The sequence below is a fragment of the Vibrio celticus genome (genome assembly GCF_024347335.1).
GTDB lineage: Bacteria > Pseudomonadota > Gammaproteobacteria > Enterobacterales > Vibrionaceae > Vibrio > Vibrio celticus.
The window spans coordinates 1,629,497-1,652,398 of sequence record NZ_AP025464.1 but is presented as its reverse complement, the minus strand read 5'-3'; the positions used below and the strand labels follow the sequence as shown (position 1 = coordinate 1,652,398).

The window sequence follows — 22,902 nt, the reverse complement described above, 5'->3', positions numbered from 1 at the left end:
GCCCTATTTTACCCGACAGTTCTGAGCATTTAGTGCCTATTTCGAAGCAAGTTTCGCTCAATAAAAAATGCCAGCGGCATAGCAACTGGCATTAATCGATTATAAACAAAACCTTAAACAGGTGACTTAAATCATCACTTTACCGTGGATTTTTTGACCTTGGTAAATGGTGTCGATTTCCATTTATCTGTTCTCACCTCTTCACCGGGCGTGTACATGCGTAACACTGAATACCATTGGTGATCGGGGATAGGTAAGAAGTTAGGATCATCTTCATGCCCTTTTACATCGCTACTCATGTAAATGGTGTAGCTGCCATCAGCATTAGGTGTTAGCGTTCTGTCTCCTCGGGAATGACGGTTTAAGTTATTTTTCTCCATCAATCGGGTTTCACCACTGTAGGCCGTGTATGACCAAAAACCACCCTCTTCTAGCGGTGGCGCATCGAAGGTCACCGTGTAATCATACTTACTACCGTCGAGTGAACCACCTTCACTATCGAAGAAGTCACCACTATACATAGTGTGCTTTGCAGGCAGCCCCCATTGACCCATTAAGGTGCCGTAGGCGTGTTGAAAGCTTGGAACCTTAGTCATTTCATCGCGAGTGCCTAATACGTCACGTGAATCATCAAAGCCCGCATTAATGATTCGCTCCAGTCCGTCTTTTTGACCAGACTCGATCATACTAAGCTGTTCTTTCGTAAATGGATGATTGGCTTTGCCTAATTCAACATCTCCTAAGCCAATGTACTCGAACAGTTCAAGCAGCTTTTGGTCATGCGCCTTCATTGTTCCTTCAGACAGAATGAAATTGGTTCGCTCGACCCAATTAGAGTCTTCAGGATCTGGATACTCGCGCTCAATAGGAACTGGCCCTTTCTGACCTAAGTATTCCGACAACGTCCTAACATTCCATTGATCCATTAACTTTTGAGCAGTTGCAGAATCGTCACCGCCAAGGTCCATGATTCGACCCATCATTTTGACCAGCGGGTGCTCGACATAGATGACTTGATCGACACTCGCAGGCACTTCACCTTTCCACCCTTCAACTGCATACATGAAACTGCCGCCTTTTGTGCCTCGCTGTGGAGAGCCAAAAGCCGAGTCAGTAAAGTGCTGCATATTCATGGTATGGAACAACCAGTATCGATTGTCATCATGGTCTGGAATCGTAACGATGACAGGCTCTGCTGCTAGGTCCATCCAACCCATTAAGTGTAATGTGTCATTGTTAATCGTAGGATGTGCAGTGTAAGTGTCGTCAGCAAGTATTCGAATATTTTGGAATCGATTCAAAGGGTAGTCTTGCTCAACGTCGGTTTTGTAAAAGTATTTGTAGGCTTCATCTATCGAGTACGCGTACTCGTAGGCAAGTTGTGCCAATAACTGATTATCCTTTTTGAGCGACGCTAAGTTCCCCATCTCAACGGGTAGAGTTCCCGTCTTGATCCTAATAGCGGTGTTTGTCGTTACGGTTGCTTTTGTTGCCATAGCAGCGCTCGTCGCGTCCACTGATTGGCTCGCAAATACCGTAGACGGAAGTGCAACCATGAAAGCACAAGCCAGTGCTGTCGCAAGTATGTTTTTTTTCATCATTTAATGTCCCAACTAAAAGCAATATATAAGGTGCGCTTGTTACAGCACACCTTGCATTAGTCGTATTTGGCGTTAGTCAGCAACCACTGATTTGTCTGCCATACCAATACCACCGGCTTTCTGTCTTGGTGGAAACGCTTTGAGTGACTTCTGATATTCCGCCGCTGATTTTTGTAGCTTTGGTAATACCCAAGACTTCTCTTTCATCCATAAGAACCAACCGCGAGTATCAGGGCTACGCTCGTAAGGATCAGCCTTGATGTTGATGAGCATCCCTAGTGGCCACTCTTCAGGAGGCGCAATCCATTCCGTTTTGGTTTTTAGGTGCACTTTCCAATCCTCAACTCGGAACGCATTTAAATCTTGCTCGTTGTAGAAGAAGAACTCATGGCGTTGGCTCGGCTCACCTTTGGTCAACATATCCAGCTGGTTATAACCATCCAAGTGGACTTGATAACGCTCGCCGTTTAACTCTTTTCCATCAAGCAGTTCTTGCTTAATGTCGCCTTCACCCACTGCAGCCATAATGGTTGGCACCCAGTCTTCAGAAGTCATGAAGCCATCGGTGTATTCACCTTGAGGGATTTTATCTGGCCAGCTGACCAGCATTGGTACACGGAAACCGCCATCCCACGTCGTGCCTTTTTGACCACGGAAAGAGGCAGAACCACCATCAGGCCAATGATCTAGGTTTACGCCGTTGTCTGAGGTAAACAAGATTATCGTGTTATCAATTTCACCAAGATCTTCTAACTTATCGAGTAATACACCGATCTGGTCATCAAGTTCAATCAAGCCATCGTAATACGTGTTGATTTGGCTCGCGCCTTGATACTCAGGACGCACGTGTGTTTTTTGGTGCATACGAGTCGGGTTGTACCACATGAAGTAAGGTTGTTCGTCTTTCTCTGCTTCATGTCTATCGAGCCAATTCGTAGCAAACTCCAAAAATTCGCCATCAACGGTTTGCATGCGTTTAGCGCCTAAAGGACCTTTATCTTCAATCGTTTGCTTTCCAACCACACCAAACCTTGGGTCTTCTTGCATGTCCACACTCTCGGTAGCGATGGTGTGAAGAACATTACGAGGGCGACCTCTGAAGTTAGGGTCTGTTGGGAATTCCGGCTGTTCAGGCATCTCCATAACGTTGAGGTGGTAAAGGAAACCGAAGAATTCATCAAAGCCGTGCACCGTTGGTAAGTGACTGTTGTTATCGCCTAGGTGACTTTTACCGACATGCACGGTCGCATAGCCTTTGTCTTTCAGCATTTCGGCTAGGGTTGGATCTTCTTTTTGAAGGCCAAGTGAAGAGCCCGGCTGACCGACAGACGTTAAGCCTGTTCGGAAAGGATATTGACCCGTGATAAAGGCAGAGCGCCCCGCGGTAGAGCTGCCTTGTGCGTAGTAATCGCTGACCATCATGCCGCGTTCGGCAATTCGATCAATGTTCGGCGTATCCACTGCGCCTAAACCACGGTGGTAGGCAGACAGATCCGTTGGGCTCACATCATCGAGCATGATAGCAACCACATTGGGTTGGCTCGCTGCATGTACGTTGACACACGCCAATACCGAAAGCGCCAGAGCGGATTTAACAAAAGACTTATACATTTATAACCCTCATTCACTATGAGTAAATCGCTGAAGTCACAACGAAAATTGTGCATGTCTCAGCGAACCGTTGTTGAGGTAAATGGTATAAGAAAGACGCCAAAAATGGCTTGATAGCCACTATTACGATTATTAATAGTGGCCGTTAGAAAGGGGAGTTATTTAAAAGGAATAGTAGCGTGACACTAGGATTGAATAATCGACGTAATTTCATTTTGAAGCCAATCCGTGAACGGGTTATTGCGGTTTGCTTGATGGGTAAACAGTGCCAATTCTCGACGATAGGTGTCTTTCAACAGTTCCGGCGGTAAGTCGATACAACGATAACAGTGATCAAGCAAATAGCGGCATTTCGACGATGTTATATAGATGAAGTCGCTGTCCTTAACGACTTCTAGCATCAAATTCATATTGTTACTTCTGAGCCCGATGTGTTTATCTAAGTCATATTTTTTGATCAACATTTCCGCCTTGGACGGCTGAATGTAACCAGGGATCATATTGATACAGAGTGGGTATTTCAGAATGTCCTCAAGGGAATTACCTTGAATTGGGTGGTCAGCTCTTAACACCAACATGAACTTATCAAAGCCAACTGGGCGCTCAGTCAAGGTTTTATTGACCTCCATGGGAAGATAGCTCACTCCCCAACACATTCGGTTGGTCTCTAGGGACTGGACGCCGTTTTCTAACCAAGGTGAACATTGAAACGTCACTTGCGGCGCTTCTTTGGTCAGCTTCTTGATTAATGGCACACCCACTGGGATCAAAAGCGGGGAAGGCAACATGATTTGAACCTCCCCTCTTAAATCTTCCAACCCCCACTCATCATTGGGTATGTAAAGGTTATCTAACTGCTCTAATAGCAGAGGCAAGGTTTCGATAAGCTTTAAGCATTTTGGGGTGGGTTCAAGCCTTGCTTTATCTCGAACAAACAATTCATCATCAAATTGTTCTCTGAGTTTACGAAGCATGACACTGATCGTCGGCTGACTTACGTTCAAGGCTTTGGCTGCACTCACCGTTTGACGAGTTTCATTAAGCACCAAAATGAGCCGCAGTAAGTTTAGGTCTTTGGTCATGCCCTACTCCAAATGATTTAGAAAAGTGGAAAGTACGCTGGCGAATACCCTTTTTTCATCGCTTCTACCATAGGCAATAATTTGGGTAATGCGTGCCGAAAAAACACCTCATACCCTTGGCACAAATGATTCATCGGACTGCCATCTTCGGTTGTTGCTATTCTGTTTTTAGGACAACCACCTTGGCAGAGTTCAACAAAATCACAACGTCGACAAGTGCTGTTTAACTCATCATATTTGTTGGTGCCAAACGCGATTTGTTCTGGTGAGCTCGCCATAGTTGCAAGCTTATCACTGTTCATGGTGCCCAATTGATGATCTTGGTACCCATAATGGTCACAACTGTAAACATTGCCGTCATGCTCAACCATTAATTGCTGTCCACAAGTCGCGCTGTGATGGCACATTTGGCTTTGGTAGCCCATCAACACCATTAAACAGTTTTCAAAAAACTGGATATACACTTTACCGACATCATTGGCGCTCCATGCATCAAACAAGTCACAAAGAAATTGCCCCCACTGCTCACCAGTTAACGACCAATCATGCCCTGTTCGTCTGTCTAACTCATGATCGATACAAGGCTGAAACTGCATGTAACCACTGCCATTTTCAACCAAAAACTGATAGATCGTTTTACCGTGTTTGTAGGTTTTATTGTTCACGACCGTTAACGTATTAAAATCAACATTGTGCTTCTTTAGGTAAGACATCCCACGCATTGTGCGTTCAAAAGACGACTCGCCATTTTTGTCGATCCGAGCGATGTCATTCAGAATATTGGGGCCATCGATACTGATGCCCATCATGAAATTATGTTTAGCAAAGAAACTCGCCCAGCGATCGTTAATCATGGTTCCGTTGGTCTGCATCGTATTCACGATGCGCTTTTTCGTCGCTTTGCTTGCCTGTGCTTTCATCGCCGTTTCATAGAAATCGAGCCCTCTTAACATAGGCTCGCCACCGTGCCAGATAAAATCCACTTGTTGATCTTTCATTGGCTGCGCGTCGATATGAGCACCGACAATTTGCTCCATCATGTCCAGAGACATTGACGATCTTTTATCGCCATCTTGTCTATTGAGATAATAGCAGTAGCTACAATCCAGATTGCACTGAGCCCCTTCTGCTTTAATGAATAAGCTAAAAGGATAAGTAGATGTGTTCATATCGATTCCCGTACTTTTTTGCCAACATATCAACCGAAAATCAATCAAACAATAGCGCCTCAAGCACCCTACTCGCACACGTCGTAGGGGCACTTCACCACCCTAAATCAATGTTAATTAAAACAACCACTTGAAAGGTAAAAAGAGACTATTAACATCCTTAATATCGGCTATTACACTCCTTAATCTCACTTGCTCATATGATAAATGCCTAATTCTGTTCCTACGATCTAAGGTGTTCCATGAGAAAGCTCCTCTATAAGAAAAGTGTACTGACCAGTTTAGTGTGTTCTTTGTCCAGTATTATCGCGATGCCATCCCTTGCCCAACAATCTATTAACCCTGAAGAAGAGCTCGCTTACAATCTAGGTGTTCAAGCATTTATCTATGGTACGGGTCCATTAACCGTGGCTGCGGTTAGGCAAACGACCACATCTGTTGATGCGCCGATGGACAACGCCATGGCACCATTGAATGAGATGGGTAAAACACGCGTTCTATCCGGACCTCAGGATAGAATTGTACCTACCGTCAACAACGATACGCTCTACTCACAGGCTCACTACGATCTGGATTTATCAGGTCCAATGGTGATTGATATTCCTCGCACCGATAACCGTTATTACATTGTTCAGTTATTGGATGCTTACTCAGATTCGATTGAAGATCTGCACGTAAAGAATGTCGGCGACCAAGGTTCAAAAGTGCTATTGGTTAACAAAGGATGGGCTGGCGAAGTACCAGAGGGAATTGATCGTGTCGTAGAATCTCGCACTCCTATGGTTTGGTTAATTCAACGAACGGGCGTATTTGGCGAGCAAGACCTTAATGACGCGTTGGTTACTCACGATAAATTCCTCAGCTACCCACTTGATCAGCTTGGCGCAGAGCATGACATCGTAGAACTCAAAGCTTCGACAGGTCGCATCCCACCCATGGCGAGGCCTGAAGGGTTAGAGTGGTATTCGCTAATTGACCGTGAACTACGTAAAAACCCGATTCCAGAAGATGCTGCCATCGTTGATCAGTTCCAACAAATTGGTATTGGAGGATCGACCCCCTTTAACCCTGAAGCACTAACTTCAGCACAGAAAAAAGGACTAATGCGCGCGATTGAGTCTTCACAACAGATCATTCAATACGCAGGTCGAAGCATCGGTGATGTCAATAATGGCTGGTCGATGATGTACGAGGGAGGCCGCTACGGAAATGATTACCTGAGCCGAGCGAGCATCAATATGCGTGCGGCTGGTTTGAATGTGCCAGAGCGAGCACTCTACCCAAATCGATACACAGACTCGAATGGTGAGCAACTGTCGGGAGACAATCAATATCGAATGACCATGCCTGCCGATGCACCCGCTGACGCCTTTTGGTCTTTGACCATGTACGACGCTAAAAACCTGTTCATGGTTGAGAACTTCATTCAACGCTACTCAATCTCAACCAATCGTAAAGATGAGCTGAAATACGCAGAAGACGGCACCTTGCCAATATGCATTCAATACGTAAAACCGTCCGATCCAACGTGTAACTGGCTGCCAGCCCCTCAAGATGACTTCTATCTTCACATGCGCCTGTATGAGCCAACTCAAGCCGTTCTCAACAATGAATATCCACTGCCGCAAGTTGAAAAGCTCTAACCCCAATTAGGTCAATTAAGTCGATCAAGTCAATTGCCACGGCGTTCTTAATGTTCGCTCGTGGCAATTCGTTCTATCCCCAAATACATGACTCAAACTGTAAGCAACATAACTCATACACTGAAAATAAGGTTCTATTCTTGAAAACACCTTTCATCACACTGTCTCTGTTAGTAACAGGGATAGTCAGCTCTCTCGCGCACGCGGGAGGGTTAAATCTATCTCAGATTGCGACCACTAAAGGCGTCGGCACGGCAGGCACAGGGAACGTAACCGCGAACGATGCATCCGCCGTGATCACCAATGCTGCGGGGTTATCGGCTATTGAAGAAAGCGCTTGGATTCTCGGCGTTCAATACCTCGATGTTGAAACCACATTTGTCCGTGACGATAACTCGGCGTCGACCACAGGAAGCAGCGCCGATGTTCTCCCTCACTTATCTTACGCATCAAGGCTCAATGACCAATGGGTCGTTGGCGCAGCATTGCACGCAGCTGGCGGCACTGGCGTTGAATACTCACACGGCGTTGGCGCGCACCCTGCTTTATTGATCAAAGAAAATAGCATTTCGGCACTCAACTTAACGTCGTCATTGTCGTATCAAGTTAGTGAACAACTGTCTCTTGGTGGTTCTTTGATATTGCAGCACGCAGCTCTTGAAACTCAAGCTTTGAACGGTCGAGAACTCCAAGGAGATAGCCTCGACCTAGGATTCGGCCTGAGTCTCAATCACCACATCAGTGACAACACACAATTGGGTGTCAGTTATCAGGGTCAATTTGATCACGACCTTTCCCTTGATAACGCCAACGCTTTTGGCATTAGCTCTGAACTAACATGGGTTCGAAGCTTAAACTTAGGGTTGAAGCATTCATTAAATGAAGACTTAAACCTTCTACTCAGCTCCAACATGGAGACATGGCAAGATTATGATGACAAATACTCAACCACCTATTCTCTTGGGGTTGGTGTGGAATACGCATACGAGGATTGGTTGCTGTACAGCGGAGTGAGCGGTGACACGAGCCCTGTAAGCAGTCAAAACAGAGATGTGTTACTCCCGCTCGATAAACAGTGGCGTATCGGATTCGGCGCTGAGAAGAAGATATCCAACGACTTACATCTAGGATTGAGCTACCAATACCAAGATTTAGGCCATGGTGAAATTAATGCTGACTCAGGACTATTTCAGCCTTCTGGCAGCTATTCGACCAACAGAGTTCACTTCATCACTTTGTCTCTTCGCCATTAAAGCGAACTCTTGAGCGTTATTCGCTTCTAGCAAGAAACCGTACAAAAAAGGATTGGCTGTGACAGCAATCCTTTTAAATTCATGAATATCATTCTGCCAACCAGAAAGGCTCGAACACCCTTTACGCTCATGGTAATTGTCGTTATTGTGATTCTCTACGTCATCATCACAAGGACTGTCTGAGAGTTATGAACAGCACGATTGAAACTATTCTGGGGCACCGCTCCATTCGTCAATATACAAATCAACCGATTGAAAAAGCACAACTTGATGTGATTATTCAAGCTGGTCTCGCGGCTTCGTCATCGAGCTTACTGCAGGCTGTTTCTATCGTGAGAGTGACAGACAAAGAGAAGCGCAAACTGTTAGCCGAATACGCAGGTAACCAAGCTTACGTTGAGAATGCGGCTGAGTTTTTGGTGTTCTGTATCGACTATCAACGCCACGCTCAAATTAACCCTGAAGTGAAAACCGACTTTACTGAACTGACCCTGATTGGCGCTGTCGATTCTGGCATCATGGCGCAAAACTGCATGCTGGCTGCTGAGTCTCTAGATTTAGGTGGCGTATACATTGGCGGGTTACGTAACAGCGCACAACAAGTCGATGAACTGTTAGAACTGCCACAGCACACCGCCGTGTTGTTCGGAATGTGCTTAGGTCACCCGGCACAACAACCAGAGGTTAAGCCTCGCCTCCCTGCTCATGTGGTGATGCACGAAAACCAATACCAACCGCTGAGCCTAGATGAAATTGCCAGCTACGATGATTCAATGCAGAGCTACTACGCAAGCCGTTCAAGCAACCAAAAGCAGAGCAGTTGGTCACAACAGATCACGCAAAAACTGTCTGGCGAATCTCGCCCACATATCCTGCCTTACTTAAACAGCAAGCAGCTGACCAAGCGTTAAGCCGTTAAGCCGTTAAGCCGTTAAGCCGTTAAGCGATTAGAGCTAGCAGCAGTACAAACAAAAATGTCAGCGTACAATACGCTGACATTTTTATTTATCCGGAGGCGGCTAGCTTACAGATATTTCTCAATCGGTAGCAATTGCAAAAAGCCTGACTGCATTCGTTCCCACTTACCCGTTTCTGGTTCGCTGTCCCAGCTTTGATCGCCTGAATACCAATACACATCACCGTCTTCCAGTTCCAAACGCCAGCTATTGTCGTCACTCATTGCTTGCTCAATAGTTTTTGCTAACGTTTCAGCAATCTCTTTATTCTCGATGATCAAAACCGATTCAGTATTGAGGTAGGTAGAACGCAAGTTGAAGTTAAATGAACCGATGCTCGCGATGCTGCGGTCGAATACGACTGATTTTGCGTGCAAGCCATAGGCCGTCTCAGGTGCACATTTCGACAAGTCCTGAGTCGATGCTTCACAAAGCTTAGATTCTGGTTTTAGCTCAAACAGGTCGATACCATGCTCCAACATATCGTAACGTCTGCCCGCATAAGCGGAGTGATTGGTCACCAGATCATTAGACGCCATAGAGTTCGTTAGCGCTTTTATCTCAACGCCCTTGTTATTCAATACCTGCCACTCTTCAAGCTGACCATCATCGAATACAAGGTAAGCCGATTCCAATAAGATCTCTTGTTTCGATTCGCTCGCTAACTTACCTAGAAGAATCGCGGTCGCTTTTGGTTCATCAGTATTATCGGAGTCATCAGGAACGGGTTGATCATAAACAAAACGCGCATTCACCCAAGTCATCTCACCAACCACCTCTTTCAGTAAACTATCAGCAGCCTTACGATCTAATGGTAATTCAGGATAATTTTGATAATGCGGAACGACAATATTATCTATCTTCGAGAGATCAGGTTGTTCGTCATCACCCAGCATATCGACAGGGTAAGACCAACGGCTGTTCCAGTATTCAACAAAACTGGTTTGGATGGTGTTAACTACCGAGCCCATGACTAATACATCGCGGTCTCGGAAATTGATTTCATCAGAAAGGTCAAAGTATTCATCACCGATATTACGGCCACCCACCACAGACAAAGTACCATCTACGGTAAACGACTTATTGTGCATACGGCGATTTAAGCGAGAAAAGTCACCGACAAAGCTCAGCCATTTAATGAAGCCACGGCGTGTTGGCGTTGGATTGAAGATACGAATCTCGACGTTAGGGTGCGCATCCAGTGCCGACAGCAAACCTTCACGTTCGTTGAGGTTGATATCATCCAACATTACGCGCACCTTCACACCACGCTCAGCCGCGGCTAACAAACGGCTAGCGAGATAGCTGCCCGATTCGTCAGAGTTCCAGATGTAGTATTGAATGTCGATGGTGTGCTCGGCACTTTCGACCAGCGCTAATCGCTGTGCTAAAGCATCCCAACCCGACTCTTGCAGACGAACCGCAGTGGTGCCTTGCTCTAAAGCTTCAGGCTGAAATTCATTGGTTAGAACCGATAAAGAACTAGGTGCAGGAGAGGTTGGCGGTTCTGTTGGATGATCGATGCCTTCAGGAAGTGAAGAACACCCACCTAAAACGGCGATTAAGATTAACGTTAAACTGATGCGTTGGAGCACAGGCATGTATCTGACTTCCTTTTCACGATGGCGTCTTTAGAAACTTTCCGTAAAGCTTTTCAATGAACAAGCTATTCAGATCTATTCTTTGATTATTACTGTTAAAGCCGGAAATTTATAGGTAATTATCCAAGATAAGAAGAAGAACAACATCATCAGCCAAGGCAAAGTAGAATTAATGAAAACTGGATGTTACGTTATTTACACTTAACGAGATGACTTAGATCGCTTAGTTACAGTCCCAGTAGTCTGCCATAGTTAGAGCTTCAAACGGGGCTGGATAAAATCGATAAACGCCGAGATACGTTTAGAGACCGATGACGACTTGTAGTAAACCGCATTCACTCGCTCTCGGTCTGTGTTGGCAAGTTTGTCTTGTTCCAGAATAGGGATTAGACGCCCTGCTGCCATATCTTCCTGCACCATAAACCCCGATAAACAAGCGATCCCATTTCCAGCTAATACCAGTTGACGCACCGTTTCACCATTACTGGCTGTCACAGTCGGCGCGACATCACTTTGGTTTGGTAAAGGCCAATGGTTAAGCACTTTGTTACCCGCAAATCCCACAATTTGATGCGAACTCAAATCTTCAGGTTTGGTGGGTAACCCACGCTTAGCGAGATAATCAGGTGACGCCACAATATGGAGTAAACTTTTTCCTAACGGTCGAGCGTGCAATGTTGAATCGGACAACTTACCGATTCGAATCGCAACATCGGTTCTCTTTTCGAGAAGATCAACGAAGCCTTCGTTGGAAGTGAGTTCCAACTCAATGTCTGGGTAAGCCTCTTTGAATGACTGCACCAACGGCACTAGCTGATGGAATACGAATGGACTGGCGGCATCGACTCTTAAACGACCTTTTGGCAACTCACCGCGCGACACGATTTCTTCTTCCGCACTCTGGATCATCTGTAATCCCACCCTGACTGAATCGACAAACTGCCGCCCTTCCTCCGTCAATTCCACGCGTCTCGTTGTTCGGTTGAATATTGAGACGCCGAGTTGCGACTCAACCTTACTCACCGAACGAGACACCTTGGCGACCTGCACATCCAACGCCTCTGCCGCCGCAGAAAAACCACCAGCATCGACAACGGTGAGTACCATTTCTAAATCATCTGAACGGGTTAACATAAGGCTCCTTCGCTATCTTCATTTTGTTTAATGTCATCTCGCTTGTGCTCATCACAGCTCAAATCATCTATGTCTTTTCGATCTCATCAGCTTAATCCAATGATCGGCTAACTCTTCAATTATTGCAAATTTAACAAAGGTTATTTGTTAATGGCGTCATTTATCACAAATATATATTGCTCGATAATCCTCGCCATCAAACGAAGCGCTCCTATTGCCGTCACAAGCTGCCCCATTTTATCGCGCTCGGTATTTAACAAAGAACAGTAAGAGAGATGATTATGCCATTAGCATTACTTGCATTGACGCTCAGCGCCTTTGCCATCGGAACCACAGAATTTGTCATCGTAGGCTTGATTCCTACCATGGCGAGCGACTTGAATGTATCTCTGCCATCGGCAGGCCTATTAGTCAGTTTATACGCGCTTGGCGTTGCTATTGGCGCACCAGTATTAACGGCATTAACCGGAAAATGGAATCGTAAAGCGGTGCTGCTGACCGTGATGGCATTGTTTGTCATTGGTAACTTATTGGCGTGGCAAGCTCCAGGCTATAACACGCTGATCGCCGCACGAATTTTGACTGGCCTTGCCCATGGTGTGTTCTTCTCGATCGGATCGACCATCGCGACAGGTTTGGTTTCAAAAGATAAAGCAGCCAGTGCCATTGCGATCATGTTTACGGGTTTAACGGTTGCATTGGTAACCGGCGTACCACTGGGCACTTACATCGGCCAAACCTTTGGCTGGCAAGCAACCTTCTTGATCGTTGCTCTACTTGGCCTTATTGCTCTTATCGGTAGCGCTATCTTGGTTCCAAGCAACCTTAAGCAACCACCTGCGGCGAAGATTTCGGCACAACTAAAGGTTCTAACTCAACCACGCTTGCTGTTGGTTTACGCCATCACGGCGCTTGGTTATGGCGGAACATTCACAGCGTTTACCTTCCTTGCTCCAATACTGGAAAACGTATCAGGGTTTGATTCGAGCTCAATCAGCTTAATCATGTTGGTTTACGGTGTGTCAGTAGCGGTAGGTAACATCTGGGGCGGAAAAATGGCCGACAAGATGGGCCCGATTAAAGCACTGACCGTTATCTTCTCTGGTTTAGCCGCGGTACTGGTGGTATTCAACTTTACCGCTGTAAACCCTTACGCAGCCGTTGCGACTATTTTGGTTTGGGGTGCATTTGCATTCGGTAACGTTCCGGGGCTACAAGTGTATGTTGTGAAACTGGCTGAGAAATACACACCTGACGCCGTCGATGTCGCTTCTGGGTTGAACATTGCAGCCTTCAACGTCGGTATTGCATTGGGATCATGGGGCGGTGGTTTGATTGTCGCGAAATCTGGATTAATGAACACCCCTTGGGTAGGTGCTGTGATCGTTTTGATCGCTCTTGTTCTGACTCGATTCAGTGGTGCGTTAGATAAGAAGCAAGCACAACAAGCTGTTCCATCTAGCATCTAGCATCTAGCATCTAGCATCTAGCAAGGATAGAAAAAACAAAGCCCGAACCTAGGTTCGGGCTTTATCAATTCAATCTGATTATTACTCGTTATCGATCGCTTTCAGCACTTTACATGGGTTACCGACTGCAACCACATTAGCTGGGATGTCTTTGGTTACCACACTGCCCGCGCCAATCACGCTGTTTTCGCCAATAGTGACACCGGGGCAGATGATTACACCACCGCCAAGCCAAACATTGTCGCCAACATTAATCGGTGTGCCAAACTCAACGCCTTCTTCTACACGGCCTTTCACATCAAGTGGATGACCTGCGGTCAGGATTTGAACATTCGGGCCAAGCAACACATTGTCGCCAATGGTCACTTCAGCCACATCCAAAATCACGCAGTTAAAGTTAGCGTAGAAGTTCTTGCCCAGCTTGATGTTCGAGCCGTAGTCACAACGAAATGGAGGTTCTAGATGCGCATTTTCACAGCCCGGAATGAGCTCTTGAGTTGCCGCTTCCCATTCGGGTGTGTCTGGAATACTGTTATTGAGTTTTTGAAGTACCTTACGACATTCGATACGAGCGGAATAAAGCTCTTTATCCCAAGCCTGATAAGGTTCGCCTGCTAGCATTTTTTGTTTTTCTGTTTTCACGTTACTTACCTGTTCTCACATTACTGAACTAATGCTGGTCAATTCATCGACCAAAAAACGCAATATCGCACATCTAAATAACCGTGAATAAGGAGTGTTTACGCTTGGTTTAAGAGATGCGCAGCTCGTCACTTTTTGTAGGTGAAATATGAAATTCGAACAGTGCTAATTTTGCTTCGCTATCGAATCACGTAGCACCAAACTGCCGGTGGTATTGATGGTGGTCGCTTGCTCTGTTTCACCGACAATTTGCAGGATCGCCTTTTGCGTCATTTGCTCTAATGGCACACTGACAGACGTTAAGCTTGGCGTTAAAAACGCCCCCACTTTGCTGTTATCAAAGCCGACGATAGAAACGTCTTTAGGTAATGAGTACCCAAGTTCAGTTAACGCCTTAATCGCACCAATCGCCATATCATCGTTTTCCGACAAGATAGCAGTGAATATGGTTTTGCTTTTAACCAGAGCCTGAGCCGCGTGATAACCGCTCTCCATCGTCCAATCACCTCGAACAACTTTGGCCTCATCCAATGCAGTACCATGTTTAGTTAGCACATCTTGATAGGCTTGGTAACGCAACTCATCTGTCGAAGAACCGGCTTTTCCTCGAATCACTGCAATGCCTGTATGGCCTTGCTCGATGATGTGTTCAACCATCAAACAAGCGCTCTGATAATGGTCGGTGGTAATGGCATGATTAGGCTTCGACGGCATTTCTCGGTTGAGTACAATAATCGGTGTGTCAGTGCTTTCGATGACCTTTGCAATCTCACTTTCATTTAAGCACTGTGGGTAGATGATGATGCCCGCGCACTTCATATCCAGCAGGAAGTTGATCGCCTTTCTTTCGTCTTCGGCGCTGTGTTTGCCATCGGTGATCACCAGTTGGTGATTCGACTTTTCGCTATAAGAAGCCGCGTGATACATCAAGGAAGAGAAATAAGGGCCATTGAACAACTCATTGGTGATTACAAAGCCGATGAAATTGGTCTTCTTGGTCGCCAATTGCTGAGCCAACAAGTTCGGTCGATAACCTGTTTCTTGAATCGCATCAAATACCTTTTTCACCACATCTGGGCGCACGATGTTCTTGCCATTTAAGACACGAGAAACGGTCGACTTAGATACGCCTGCGCGGTTCGCGACATCAAGCATGGTTACCATTGGCTTCTTTTCCTTTATAAAAAATTAGTCGACATAGGCCGACTAATTCATTCCAAAATCACAGCTCACAGTTCACATAACTGCGCTGGGAAATGCATTCTAAATAGTGGCACCGTTAGATGCAATCACGCCTTTATACCACTCGAACGACTTCTTGCGTTTGCGCTCAAGTGAGCCAGATTGATCGTTGTGCTTATCTACGTAAATGAATCCGTAGCGTTTTTTCATCTCGCCCGTGGTGAACGACACTAAGTCGATACAGCCCCAAGGGGTGTAACCCATCAAATCAACACCATCAATCGCAACGGCTTTTTTCATCTCTTTGATGTGGTCGCCAAGGTAAGCAATGCGATAGTCGTCATTAATGCTGCCATCTTCTTCAATGGTATCAACAGCGCCAAAACCGTTCTCAACAATGAACAATGGCACTTCATAACGTTCATACAGAGACGCTAAACAGAAACGCAAACCCGTTGGGTCAATTGGCCAGCCCCAATCGCTAGACTGGATGAACGGGTTATCAACCGAGTTTTCATGACCGCCGTCCATCGCCTCTTCAGTCGACTGATGCGAAGAAGAATCCAAAGTATTCGACATGTAGTAACTAAAGCCTAAGTAATCGGCCTTACCTTCTTTTAGGATCTGCTCATCTTCGGGCTGCATCTCAATGTTGAAGCCTTTGATTGCCCAGTCACGCTTAGCGTAATTTGGGTAATGACCACGCACCATTACATCTGAGAAGAAGTAACGGTCACGCATCGCTTGCTGTGCCACCATGATGTCTTCTGGCTTTGAAGAACGAGGATAGAAAGGCACCATCGCACACATTGCGCCGATTTGAAGATCTGGATTGATCTCGTGACCTTTTTTAACCACCAACGCACTGGCAACAAATTGGTGGTGAACCGCTTGATACATGGCTTCTTGCGGCTTTTCGCATTGTGGAAACTTCACACCAGAGCATAACCAACCGAAGATGTCTGCCGAAGTGTTCATCTGGTTGTTGATCTCATTAAACGTCATCCAGTATTTCACTTTGTGTTGGTATCGCTCCATCACCGTAGTTGAATACTTAACGAAGAAGTCGATCACTTTACGGTTCATCCAGCCGCCATATTCGTTAGCTAGATGGTAAGGCATTTCAAAGTGACTCAGTGTTACCACAGGCTGAATGTCGTATTTCAACAGCTCATCAAACAGGTCATCGTAAAATGCTAAACCCGCTTCACATGGCTCAGCTTCATCGCCATTTGGGAAAATACGCGTCCAAGCGATACTGGTACGGAAACACTTAAAACCCATCTCAGCGAATAACTTAATGTCTTCTTTGTAGCGATGGTAGAAATCCACTGCGACTTGGTTTGGGTAGTTTTCGCCATCAATCACGCCATCGGTGATTCGACGTTGTACACCATGAGCGCCCGCTGTTAATACATCAACAACACTGACACCTTTACCATTCACATCCCAGCCGCCTTCTAACTGATGTGCTGCAACCGCACCACCCCATAAAAAATCGTTCGGAAATTCGTTGTTCATACCATTACTCGCTACAAGTTATTCGTGAAAAAGACCAGGATTAGAGCTGCGTTCACAACTCTGAAACCGATTTCAATAAAAGCAAAGATACAGATTGAAACCGGTTTCAGCAATAGTTAAAAGATCTTTTTTGATCGAACTACAGACTAGGGCGTGTTGATCTTTGCTGTACATTTCGCGTTCAACAATACATCGGTAGCCACATTAACATGAATGCCAGCGATAACATGCTGGCATAATTCCTTTCTAGCTTGTCATATCTACTTGAAATAGCTCGATAATGCTTAATTCTCCCAAAGGCATTTTCGACCAAGTGACGATACTTGTATAAACACCAATCCATACTGTCTTTGTCTATATCTTGTCCGTAATTGCGTTTAGCAATTACCGTTTCTCCGCCACGTTCCTTAACAAAATACGGAAAGGTTCGCTGTCATATCCTTTATCACAAACGATGGTATTAACTTCATCGAGTTGCTCAACTAAGCTTTCGGCATGCACTATATCGTGGCGTTGTCCCTCTGATAAATCAAAGCAAATCGGCAGGCCACCACTATCTACGGCTAAGTGAATTTTGGTTGAGTTGCCCCCGCGACTTTTTCCTATTTGCTCTGAACTTTCAGTAGCTGCACCTGTACTATGCTGATGTGCTCTAACTATAGAGCCATCAAGAAATACCCATTCAAAATCAGCCATGTTAGATAAGCTTTTGAAAAGATTATCTAAAATCCCTTTCTTTGACCAAAGATTAAATCGTCTGTAAACGGTACTCCACTCTCCGAACTCAGAGGGTAGATCTCGCCAAGGAATACCTGTTCTCATTCGATAAAGTATTCCTTCAAATGTCATTCGATGTTCAGTTTTATCGTAAATACGACCTGTACTTTTCATAACTTGGAGTAGCAGTTCCCAGCGAATATCAGTTAGCATTGTTCTTGGCATGGTATTGGTTATGGTTTTACTTTTGGCGAAGCAAATTATAACTCTTTACCATGCTGTTCAAAAAACACTCACGAAAGATCAACACGCCCTAGTCAAAATTCAGCTTTACGATCAATGCTGATCAAAATACTGATCATGCTGCAATTTGCCGGATAGGTCTTGAGTTCCCGGGTAGAACTGAACGAGTGTCTGATCGGCTAGTGTGAGGTGAATCCAACCCTCTTTGACTTTCAGCCAATTGGTACCGTTGGTCTCATAGACGGCAGGAAACTTGCCCCAGCCAGACTCTGATACCTGCAGCTCTTGAAATAGGTTAATCGGGGCTCATAGACTGAACCTTAAGCATTAAGACCAGCATAAATCCCGTCTAACGTGATGTTTTTCTTTGACTTCCTCTGGGCGGACTTTTGTGCGTTCTTAAATATATAGCTAGAGGCCCATTCCAGTTTATTGCCTATTTCTGACCATGCCTTGTGGCTGATACATTCAAATATGGGCAACAGCCACACATCCACATTTTTTGCCGCCTTAAACAGCGAGACCGATGGCATTATCTGAAGCGCAGTACTGCGCCTGATGATCAGCGAGTAAACTGGCCCAGATAAGCCCATCAACGATGGCCTTTTGTGCGGTGACAAATCGTTGCCAGTTTGTGTGAGATTTTAATTCTTTAAAAAGCAACTCCACCTGCCATCGACAGCGGTAGATCGCCATTATGTCATCAGCAGTATAGGTACCTGAAGGCAAGTTAGTTAACCAAATACAGAATCGCTTTTCTTCTGCAAACCAACGTCTTACCACTCTAAATTCTTGCTTACCACTACGAACTTTAAGGTCGAGTACCTGTGAGCGATTAGTACCTCGAGTGATGTCTTTGAGCTTCTTTCCTTCTAGTTTAGATAAATGCCGGCCCTGACCGTTTCTCGCTTCTATAACATGAGGATTCAGGGACTTTGCTCCTCGAAAATATAGAAACCACCATACAGTTCAAGCTCAGTAAAGAATTGGAAGTCAGGGTACCCTGCGTCAGCCAACAACAATTTGTTACTCATTGTTTTGGGGCGGGCAAAAGTCTCTTTCTGATGCTGTATCAGCGCTGATGCTCATTGCGACTGGAGAAAAGCTTTTTAAAGACATTGTCATATGGCATTCAACTGCGGCTGGATTGCGTTTAAATCGGCTCGGGTAAACGTTCGAAAGGTCACGATGAATGTGGAAAGAGCTACCATCTTGAAGCAGCACATCATCAAAGGTAGCGAGTTTATCTGGTAGGTTGGCACTCTGCTGGCGAGCAAACTGAGCTATCGCTCGCATGGCCAATTGGCGCATGAATATCGGAAATTCTTCTTTTCTTAACTGGTTATGGTAGGGCTTATAAGCCACAGTATCTTTAGCGCTTAAGCACATCCCATTGAATTGCCTTAGTAAATCGGCAATAGATGAGCAGTTTCCTTTGCTCAAAGCGGCCACTAGGCTTACTACTAGCTGGTCGGGTAAGATAGCCCGACATCGCTTCATAAGTCCTGTACTTTTCGCCATTTTTTGAAGGCTATCAGCATTAAAGAATTGCTTAAACTGCTTTTGTAGGGAGATAATCGTCATCGGCTTCACGGTTGATATGGGTGGTTTGTTTGGCGACGATTATCTGATCATAAATGAAGCCTTTTTTCTATCTAAATAAATAGCTTAGAGCTTAAGATCCTGTCTATGTAACACGCTAAAATCAGTGATCAAGATCGCGTATGAAATCCAAACACCATTCAACTGAAATTTTACGACATAACAAACTGCTGACTTACTCATCTAGCCTCACGACATGCAAACGACTTGCATAAAAAAGTCAGATGGGACACCAAATACGGAAAAGCCCAAAGTTATTAGCTTTGGGCTTTTCTTCTAGCGACTGTGGTTGATTCCAACCGAGTGAAAAAAATCAGTCAGGCATTACAACAATACCCATACTTTCAAGCAGTTGCTCTTGCTGCCAAGCGACAATTTTAATTCCAGATGTATCGACCTTGCGAGGATCTAACCCTTCTAATTCAGCATGGCATAAATTAGCACCTTGCATACTGAATTGCCCCCATACATCTTCCGAAAATACACCTCGGCTGAGATCAGACTCTTTCAGTGACGCACCGCCAAGGTAAGTACCTATCCAACGGTTCTCAAACAGCTCGCACTTCTCTAAACAAGCTTGTTCAAAATTAGCGTAAGACAGGTTGCAACCCGTGATGTATGCCGAGCAAAAATACATGCGATTGCTCACCTGATTGGCAAAGTTCGCACGAGTAAAGTTCGCCCCTTTCAAGTCGCATTCACGTAGCTCAATCCCATAGCAATTCGCATTACTAAAATTCGCCATCGCCAGCTGACAATTCTGGAAGCTTGCATCTCGTAAGTCGGCAACATCAAAGTGGCATCCCTCAATATCGCCTTGTTCAATAAACTTACAGTTAATAAACGTTGCATCACGCAAGTTCGAACGTCTGAAATCACAACGGATAAACGTGCAGGCTGTAAATGTAAGCTCTGATAAGTCTTGCTGAGCAAAACTGTGGTGATGATAAGTGCTGTTATTGGTGTCCATTTAGCCCCCTAAAGAAATTAAGCTAAGACTACCATTGCGATCTTAAGAAAACACCAAATTAAAAACCAACAAAAACAGCAACTTAAAACACCCTAATTTAGCCATTTTAAGGCACCAAACAAGCCCTTTAAGGTTGTTATTTTCGATTTATAGGATGTGCTTATCTTGAAAAAAGTTTTGTCGCTTAGAAGAGGTGTATAAGATGAGACACAACGAGAAGATAATCATCATATGTCAGTATGAACTTGATGCAATACCCTATACAGATACACTCGCTGATACTCGTCACTCGAAGGCCTTAGTTTGTGTCGACAGGCTACAACTAAAAGATAATTTGTATCAGTAAAATCTGAGGAGTGGGGAGGCCAAGACCAAAAATGGCCGCTTAATGCGACCATTTGACAATCATTTAAGTCATTGTCCTAAATGAATAATTTAAAACTGACGTTAGCTCTTGGCTACGTTTGCAATGCCTTCAAGCTGAAGTACTGGAGCAGCGTCGATGTCTTCTGCGTTCATCATTGATGATACTCGCTGCATTGAAGAAAGTAGTAAGCTTTGCTCCCACGGCTCTAGGTTTTGGAATTTTTTAACGAAGTTATCTTGCAGCGGTGGTGGCGCATTGTTTAGCAACTCTTGACCTTTTTCAGTCAGGTTTGCGTGTACTTTGCGTCGGTCTGACGAGCTGCGAACACGTTGTACATAGCCATTCAGTTCCAAGCGATCGATGATCGTGGTTGTGGTGGCTTGGCTTACATTGGTGTGATTAGACAATTCTTTGATCGTCACATTACCCATTTCTTGGATTGCTCTCATTAAGATTAATTGAGGGCCAGTCAAACCATACTCTTTACTCAGCTTTTTCGAGTGTAAATCGATAGCGCGAATAATTTGGCGAATAGCGACCAGGATTTCGTCATGTTTGTCCAAGATGCAGACCTTTGTACTAATATACTGTGAATGGTTTACAGCGTCGAAGCGATGATATGCCCTGATTATTTACGTCAGGTGAGCTCGAATTACACTGTAAATTGATAAATTACTTCATTGATTTTTCCGCATTGTACTGATGTTCATACTATTCTCAATCTTTTCTATACCACTAAACTTGCGTGGTACGGCACTTTTACTTAATGAAGGGGAAATGAAAGCTTCAATGAAGGCAAAAATAACGAGTCAGAGAATACAAGTTCAAAGAATAATATATTTTAATAATCATAGAGGTAGAGAGACTTAACCCTCTCCACCTAATAAAAAACCAGCCCTAATCGCCAAGCTGGAAAACGAAATTTTACGCGGCTGTATTCATCTGAAAATTACCCGTTAGTGCGTTGTAAAACTCGCTGTTATCCAGAATACCGACCAGTTGATTGTCTTCCACCAGCAAAATCGGGTGGTTACTGATCTGCTTGAGCTTAATCGCATCACGCATGCCAATTTCCGGACTTGCCACGACCACACTCGACGCGCTGATCGCGGTTAGGTCATCAGACTCGCTCCACTCGACAAGCGCCAAAGCAGATTCACCTTTCACAGATAAAGCACCTTCATTCTGTTCAATCCAGAGATCTTTAGAATCGCAGATCTTCCAGCTTTCATTCTCTTGCGTCAGTGAATCAAGAGGCTGCATCAAAGAACGACCTTTAAGCACATTCAATGGATTGGTGTGAGCCACGAAGTCTTTTACGTATTCTGTTTTTGGCGTCAATACGATCTCTTCAGGCTTACCGTGTTGAATCAGCTTTCCTGACTCCATGATCGCGATGTTGTTACCAATCTTCAGTGCTTCATCTAGGTCGTGACTCACGAACAGAATCGTTTTGTTGAGTTTGTTTTGCAGCGTGATCAGTTCATCTTGCAGTTGAGCACGAATCAGTGGGTCAAGCGCCGAAAACGGTTCATCCATCAATAGAATGTCAGTATCCATTACAAACGCACGTGCCAAACCAACACGTTGCTGCATGCCGCCAGAAAGCTCATGCGGGAATTTGGTTTCCCATTCGGCTAGGCCGACCATTTCCAATTGCTCACGCGCTTTTGCACGACGAACATCTTTTGCTACACCCTGCATTTCAAGACCAAACGCCACGTTGTCTAATACGTTAAGCCATGGCATCAAAGCAAACTTTTGGAACACCATAGAAACGCGGTGAGTACGAAGATGACGCAGAGTCGCTTCGTCGCACTGTTCACCTAAATCAACCAGCTTGTCTCCATCTTTGATCGCCAATGAACCACGGCTGATCTCATTCAAGCCGTTAACTGCGCGTAGCAAAGATGATTTACCAGAACCAGACAAACCCATCAGCACACAAATCTCGCCTTCTTCAACGGTCAGAGACACATTGTCCACGCCAACGACTTGGCCAACCTCATCAATGATCTCTTGGCGAGTTTTACCTTGGTCGAGCAGCTCAAGCGCTTGCTTCGGCTTATCACCAAACACAACATCGAGGTTCTTAATGGTAATCGCGTCCATTGTCTTTTTTTCCTGAGAGTTAGACAT

General features: G+C 45.1%; 17 protein-coding genes and 2 pseudogenes. 4 read left to right on the top strand and 15 right to left on the bottom strand.

Translation table 11 applies throughout. The features are described 5' to 3' along the window. Positions 1-134 precede the first annotated feature (134 nt). From OCV19_RS23250 to OCV19_RS23235, 4 genes are all read right to left on the bottom strand, one after another. Positions 135-1,601, bottom strand: a complete 1,467-nt coding sequence (locus OCV19_RS23250) for a DUF1254 domain-containing protein (RefSeq protein WP_065675769.1) — start codon at positions 1,599-1,601, stop codon at positions 135-137. 72 nt (positions 1,602-1,673) lie between these two features. Next, positions 1,674-3,212, bottom strand: a complete 1,539-nt coding sequence (locus OCV19_RS23245; protein WP_065675770.1) for a sulfatase-like hydrolase/transferase — start codon at positions 3,210-3,212, stop codon at positions 1,674-1,676. Between the two features lie 185 nt (positions 3,213-3,397). Then, on the bottom strand, positions 3,398-4,294 hold the full coding sequence (locus OCV19_RS23240; protein ID WP_065675771.1) for a LysR family transcriptional regulator: 897 nt from the start codon (positions 4,292-4,294) through the stop codon (positions 3,398-3,400). A 17-nt stretch (positions 4,295-4,311) separates the two neighbouring features. Then, positions 4,312-5,463 (bottom strand): anaerobic sulfatase maturase, encoded by a 1,152-nt coding sequence (locus OCV19_RS23235; RefSeq protein ID WP_065675772.1) that lies wholly within the window; start codon positions 5,461-5,463, stop codon positions 4,312-4,314. Positions 5,464-5,705: 242 nt separating this feature from the next. Between OCV19_RS23235 and OCV19_RS23230 the strand changes: the two genes are divergently transcribed. The 3 genes from OCV19_RS23230 to nfsA all read left to right on the top strand — a co-directional run bounded on the left by OCV19_RS23230 (position 5,706) and on the right by nfsA (position 9,270). Further along, positions 5,706-7,106, top strand: coding sequence for a DUF1254 domain-containing protein (locus OCV19_RS23230; RefSeq protein WP_065675773.1), 1,401 nt, complete (start codon positions 5,706-5,708; stop codon positions 7,104-7,106). Between the two features lie 140 nt (positions 7,107-7,246). Next, positions 7,247-8,359: an OmpP1/FadL family transporter gene (locus OCV19_RS23225; RefSeq protein ID WP_065675777.1), complete on the top strand. Its 1,113-nt coding sequence runs from the start codon at positions 7,247-7,249 to the stop codon at positions 8,357-8,359. Between the two features lie 188 nt (positions 8,360-8,547). Further along, positions 8,548-9,270, top strand: a complete 723-nt coding sequence (gene nfsA / locus OCV19_RS23220) for an oxygen-insensitive NADPH nitroreductase (protein WP_065675774.1) — start codon at positions 8,548-8,550, stop codon at positions 9,268-9,270. 113 nt (positions 9,271-9,383) lie between these two features. Here the strand turns inward: nfsA and OCV19_RS23215 are convergent, their stop codons facing one another. Further along, positions 9,384-10,916, bottom strand: a complete 1,533-nt coding sequence (locus OCV19_RS23215) for a phospholipase D family protein (RefSeq protein WP_065675775.1) — start codon at positions 10,914-10,916, stop codon at positions 9,384-9,386. 252 nt (positions 10,917-11,168) lie between these two features. Beyond that, a complete protein-coding gene (locus tag OCV19_RS23210; protein WP_019827078.1) occupies positions 11,169-12,050 on the bottom strand; it encodes a LysR family transcriptional regulator in 882 nt (293 codons plus the stop codon). A 281-nt stretch (positions 12,051-12,331) separates the two neighbouring features. Between OCV19_RS23210 and OCV19_RS23205 the strand changes: the two genes are divergently transcribed. Continuing rightward, positions 12,332-13,519 (top strand): MFS transporter, encoded by a 1,188-nt coding sequence (locus OCV19_RS23205; protein ID WP_017062388.1) that lies wholly within the window; start codon positions 12,332-12,334, stop codon positions 13,517-13,519. An 81-nt stretch (positions 13,520-13,600) separates the two neighbouring features. Here OCV19_RS23205 and OCV19_RS23200 read toward each other — a convergent pair whose 3' ends face one another. The 9 genes and pseudogenes from OCV19_RS23200 to choV form a co-directional block, all read right to left on the bottom strand. After that, complete coding sequence (locus OCV19_RS23200; RefSeq protein WP_061037884.1) at positions 13,601-14,161, bottom strand: sugar O-acetyltransferase; 561 nt, start codon at positions 14,159-14,161, stop codon at positions 13,601-13,603. Between the two features lie 165 nt (positions 14,162-14,326). Then, a complete protein-coding gene (locus OCV19_RS23195) occupies positions 14,327-15,325 on the bottom strand; it encodes a LacI family DNA-binding transcriptional regulator (RefSeq protein WP_065675776.1) in 999 nt (332 codons plus the stop codon). A 99-nt stretch (positions 15,326-15,424) separates the two neighbouring features. After that, positions 15,425-16,864: a 6-phospho-beta-glucosidase gene (locus OCV19_RS23190; RefSeq protein WP_050643445.1), complete on the bottom strand. Its 1,440-nt coding sequence runs from the start codon at positions 16,862-16,864 to the stop codon at positions 15,425-15,427. A 181-nt stretch (positions 16,865-17,045) separates the two neighbouring features. After that, a protein-coding gene (locus tag OCV19_RS23185; RefSeq protein WP_261875664.1) for an IS5 family transposase occupies positions 17,046-17,806 on the bottom strand; the annotation gives its coding sequence in 2 pieces (ribosomal slippage) (positions 17,046-17,266 and positions 17,266-17,806; 762 coding nt in all). A 111-nt stretch (positions 17,807-17,917) separates the two neighbouring features. Continuing rightward, positions 17,918-18,127: pseudogene (locus OCV19_RS23180) on the bottom strand (hypothetical protein); the annotation flags it as partial. 17 nt (positions 18,128-18,144) lie between these two features. Then, a pseudogene (locus OCV19_RS23175) lies at positions 18,145-19,408 on the bottom strand (IS4 family transposase). A 331-nt stretch (positions 19,409-19,739) separates the two neighbouring features. Next, a complete protein-coding gene (locus OCV19_RS23170) occupies positions 19,740-20,396 on the bottom strand; it encodes a QnrS family quinolone resistance pentapeptide repeat protein (RefSeq protein WP_048614309.1) in 657 nt (218 codons plus the stop codon). 447 nt (positions 20,397-20,843) lie between these two features. Beyond that, the gene (locus OCV19_RS23165) at positions 20,844-21,326 is read right to left on the bottom strand and encodes a MarR family winged helix-turn-helix transcriptional regulator (protein ID WP_017061075.1); all 483 of its coding nucleotides are present in this window, start codon (positions 21,324-21,326) and stop codon (positions 20,844-20,846) included. A gap of 361 nt (positions 21,327-21,687) precedes the next feature. Beyond that, complete coding sequence (gene choV / locus OCV19_RS23160) at positions 21,688-22,902, bottom strand: choline ABC transporter ATP-binding protein (RefSeq protein WP_065677238.1); 1,215 nt, start codon at positions 22,900-22,902, stop codon at positions 21,688-21,690.

What these genes read in the sequence shown, in the direction of transcription:
- OCV19_RS23250 (WP_065675769.1), bottom strand. Translation starts at nt 1,601, where the DNA reads ATGATGAAAAAAAACATACTTGCGACAGCACTGGCTTGTGCTTTCATG.
- OCV19_RS23245 (WP_065675770.1), bottom strand. Translation starts at nt 3,212, where the DNA reads ATGTATAAGTCTTTTGTTAAATCCGCTCTGGCGCTTTCGGTATTGGCG.
- OCV19_RS23240 (WP_065675771.1), bottom strand. Translation starts at nt 4,294, where the DNA reads ATGACCAAAGACCTAAACTTACTGCGGCTCATTTTGGTGCTTAATGAA.
- OCV19_RS23235 (WP_065675772.1), bottom strand. Translation starts at nt 5,463, where the DNA reads ATGAACACATCTACTTATCCTTTTAGCTTATTCATTAAAGCAGAAGGG.
- OCV19_RS23230 (WP_065675773.1), top strand. Translation starts at nt 5,706, where the DNA reads ATGAGAAAGCTCCTCTATAAGAAAAGTGTACTGACCAGTTTAGTGTGT.
- nfsA (WP_065675774.1), top strand. Translation starts at nt 8,548, where the DNA reads ATGAACAGCACGATTGAAACTATTCTGGGGCACCGCTCCATTCGTCAA.
- OCV19_RS23215 (WP_065675775.1), bottom strand. Translation starts at nt 10,916, where the DNA reads ATGCCTGTGCTCCAACGCATCAGTTTAACGTTAATCTTAATCGCCGTT.
- OCV19_RS23210 (WP_019827078.1), bottom strand. Translation starts at nt 12,050, where the DNA reads ATGTTAACCCGTTCAGATGATTTAGAAATGGTACTCACCGTTGTCGAT.
- OCV19_RS23205 (WP_017062388.1), top strand. Translation starts at nt 12,332, where the DNA reads ATGCCATTAGCATTACTTGCATTGACGCTCAGCGCCTTTGCCATCGGA.
- OCV19_RS23195 (WP_065675776.1), bottom strand. Translation starts at nt 15,325, where the DNA reads ATGGTAACCATGCTTGATGTCGCGAACCGCGCAGGCGTATCTAAGTCG.
- OCV19_RS23190 (WP_050643445.1), bottom strand. Translation starts at nt 16,864, where the DNA reads ATGAACAACGAATTTCCGAACGATTTTTTATGGGGTGGTGCGGTTGCA.
- OCV19_RS23170 (WP_048614309.1), bottom strand. Translation starts at nt 20,396, where the DNA reads ATGGACACCAATAACAGCACTTATCATCACCACAGTTTTGCTCAGCAA.
- choV (WP_065677238.1), bottom strand. Translation starts at nt 22,902, where the DNA reads ATGTCTAACTCTCAGGAAAAAAAGACAATGGACGCGATTACCATTAAG.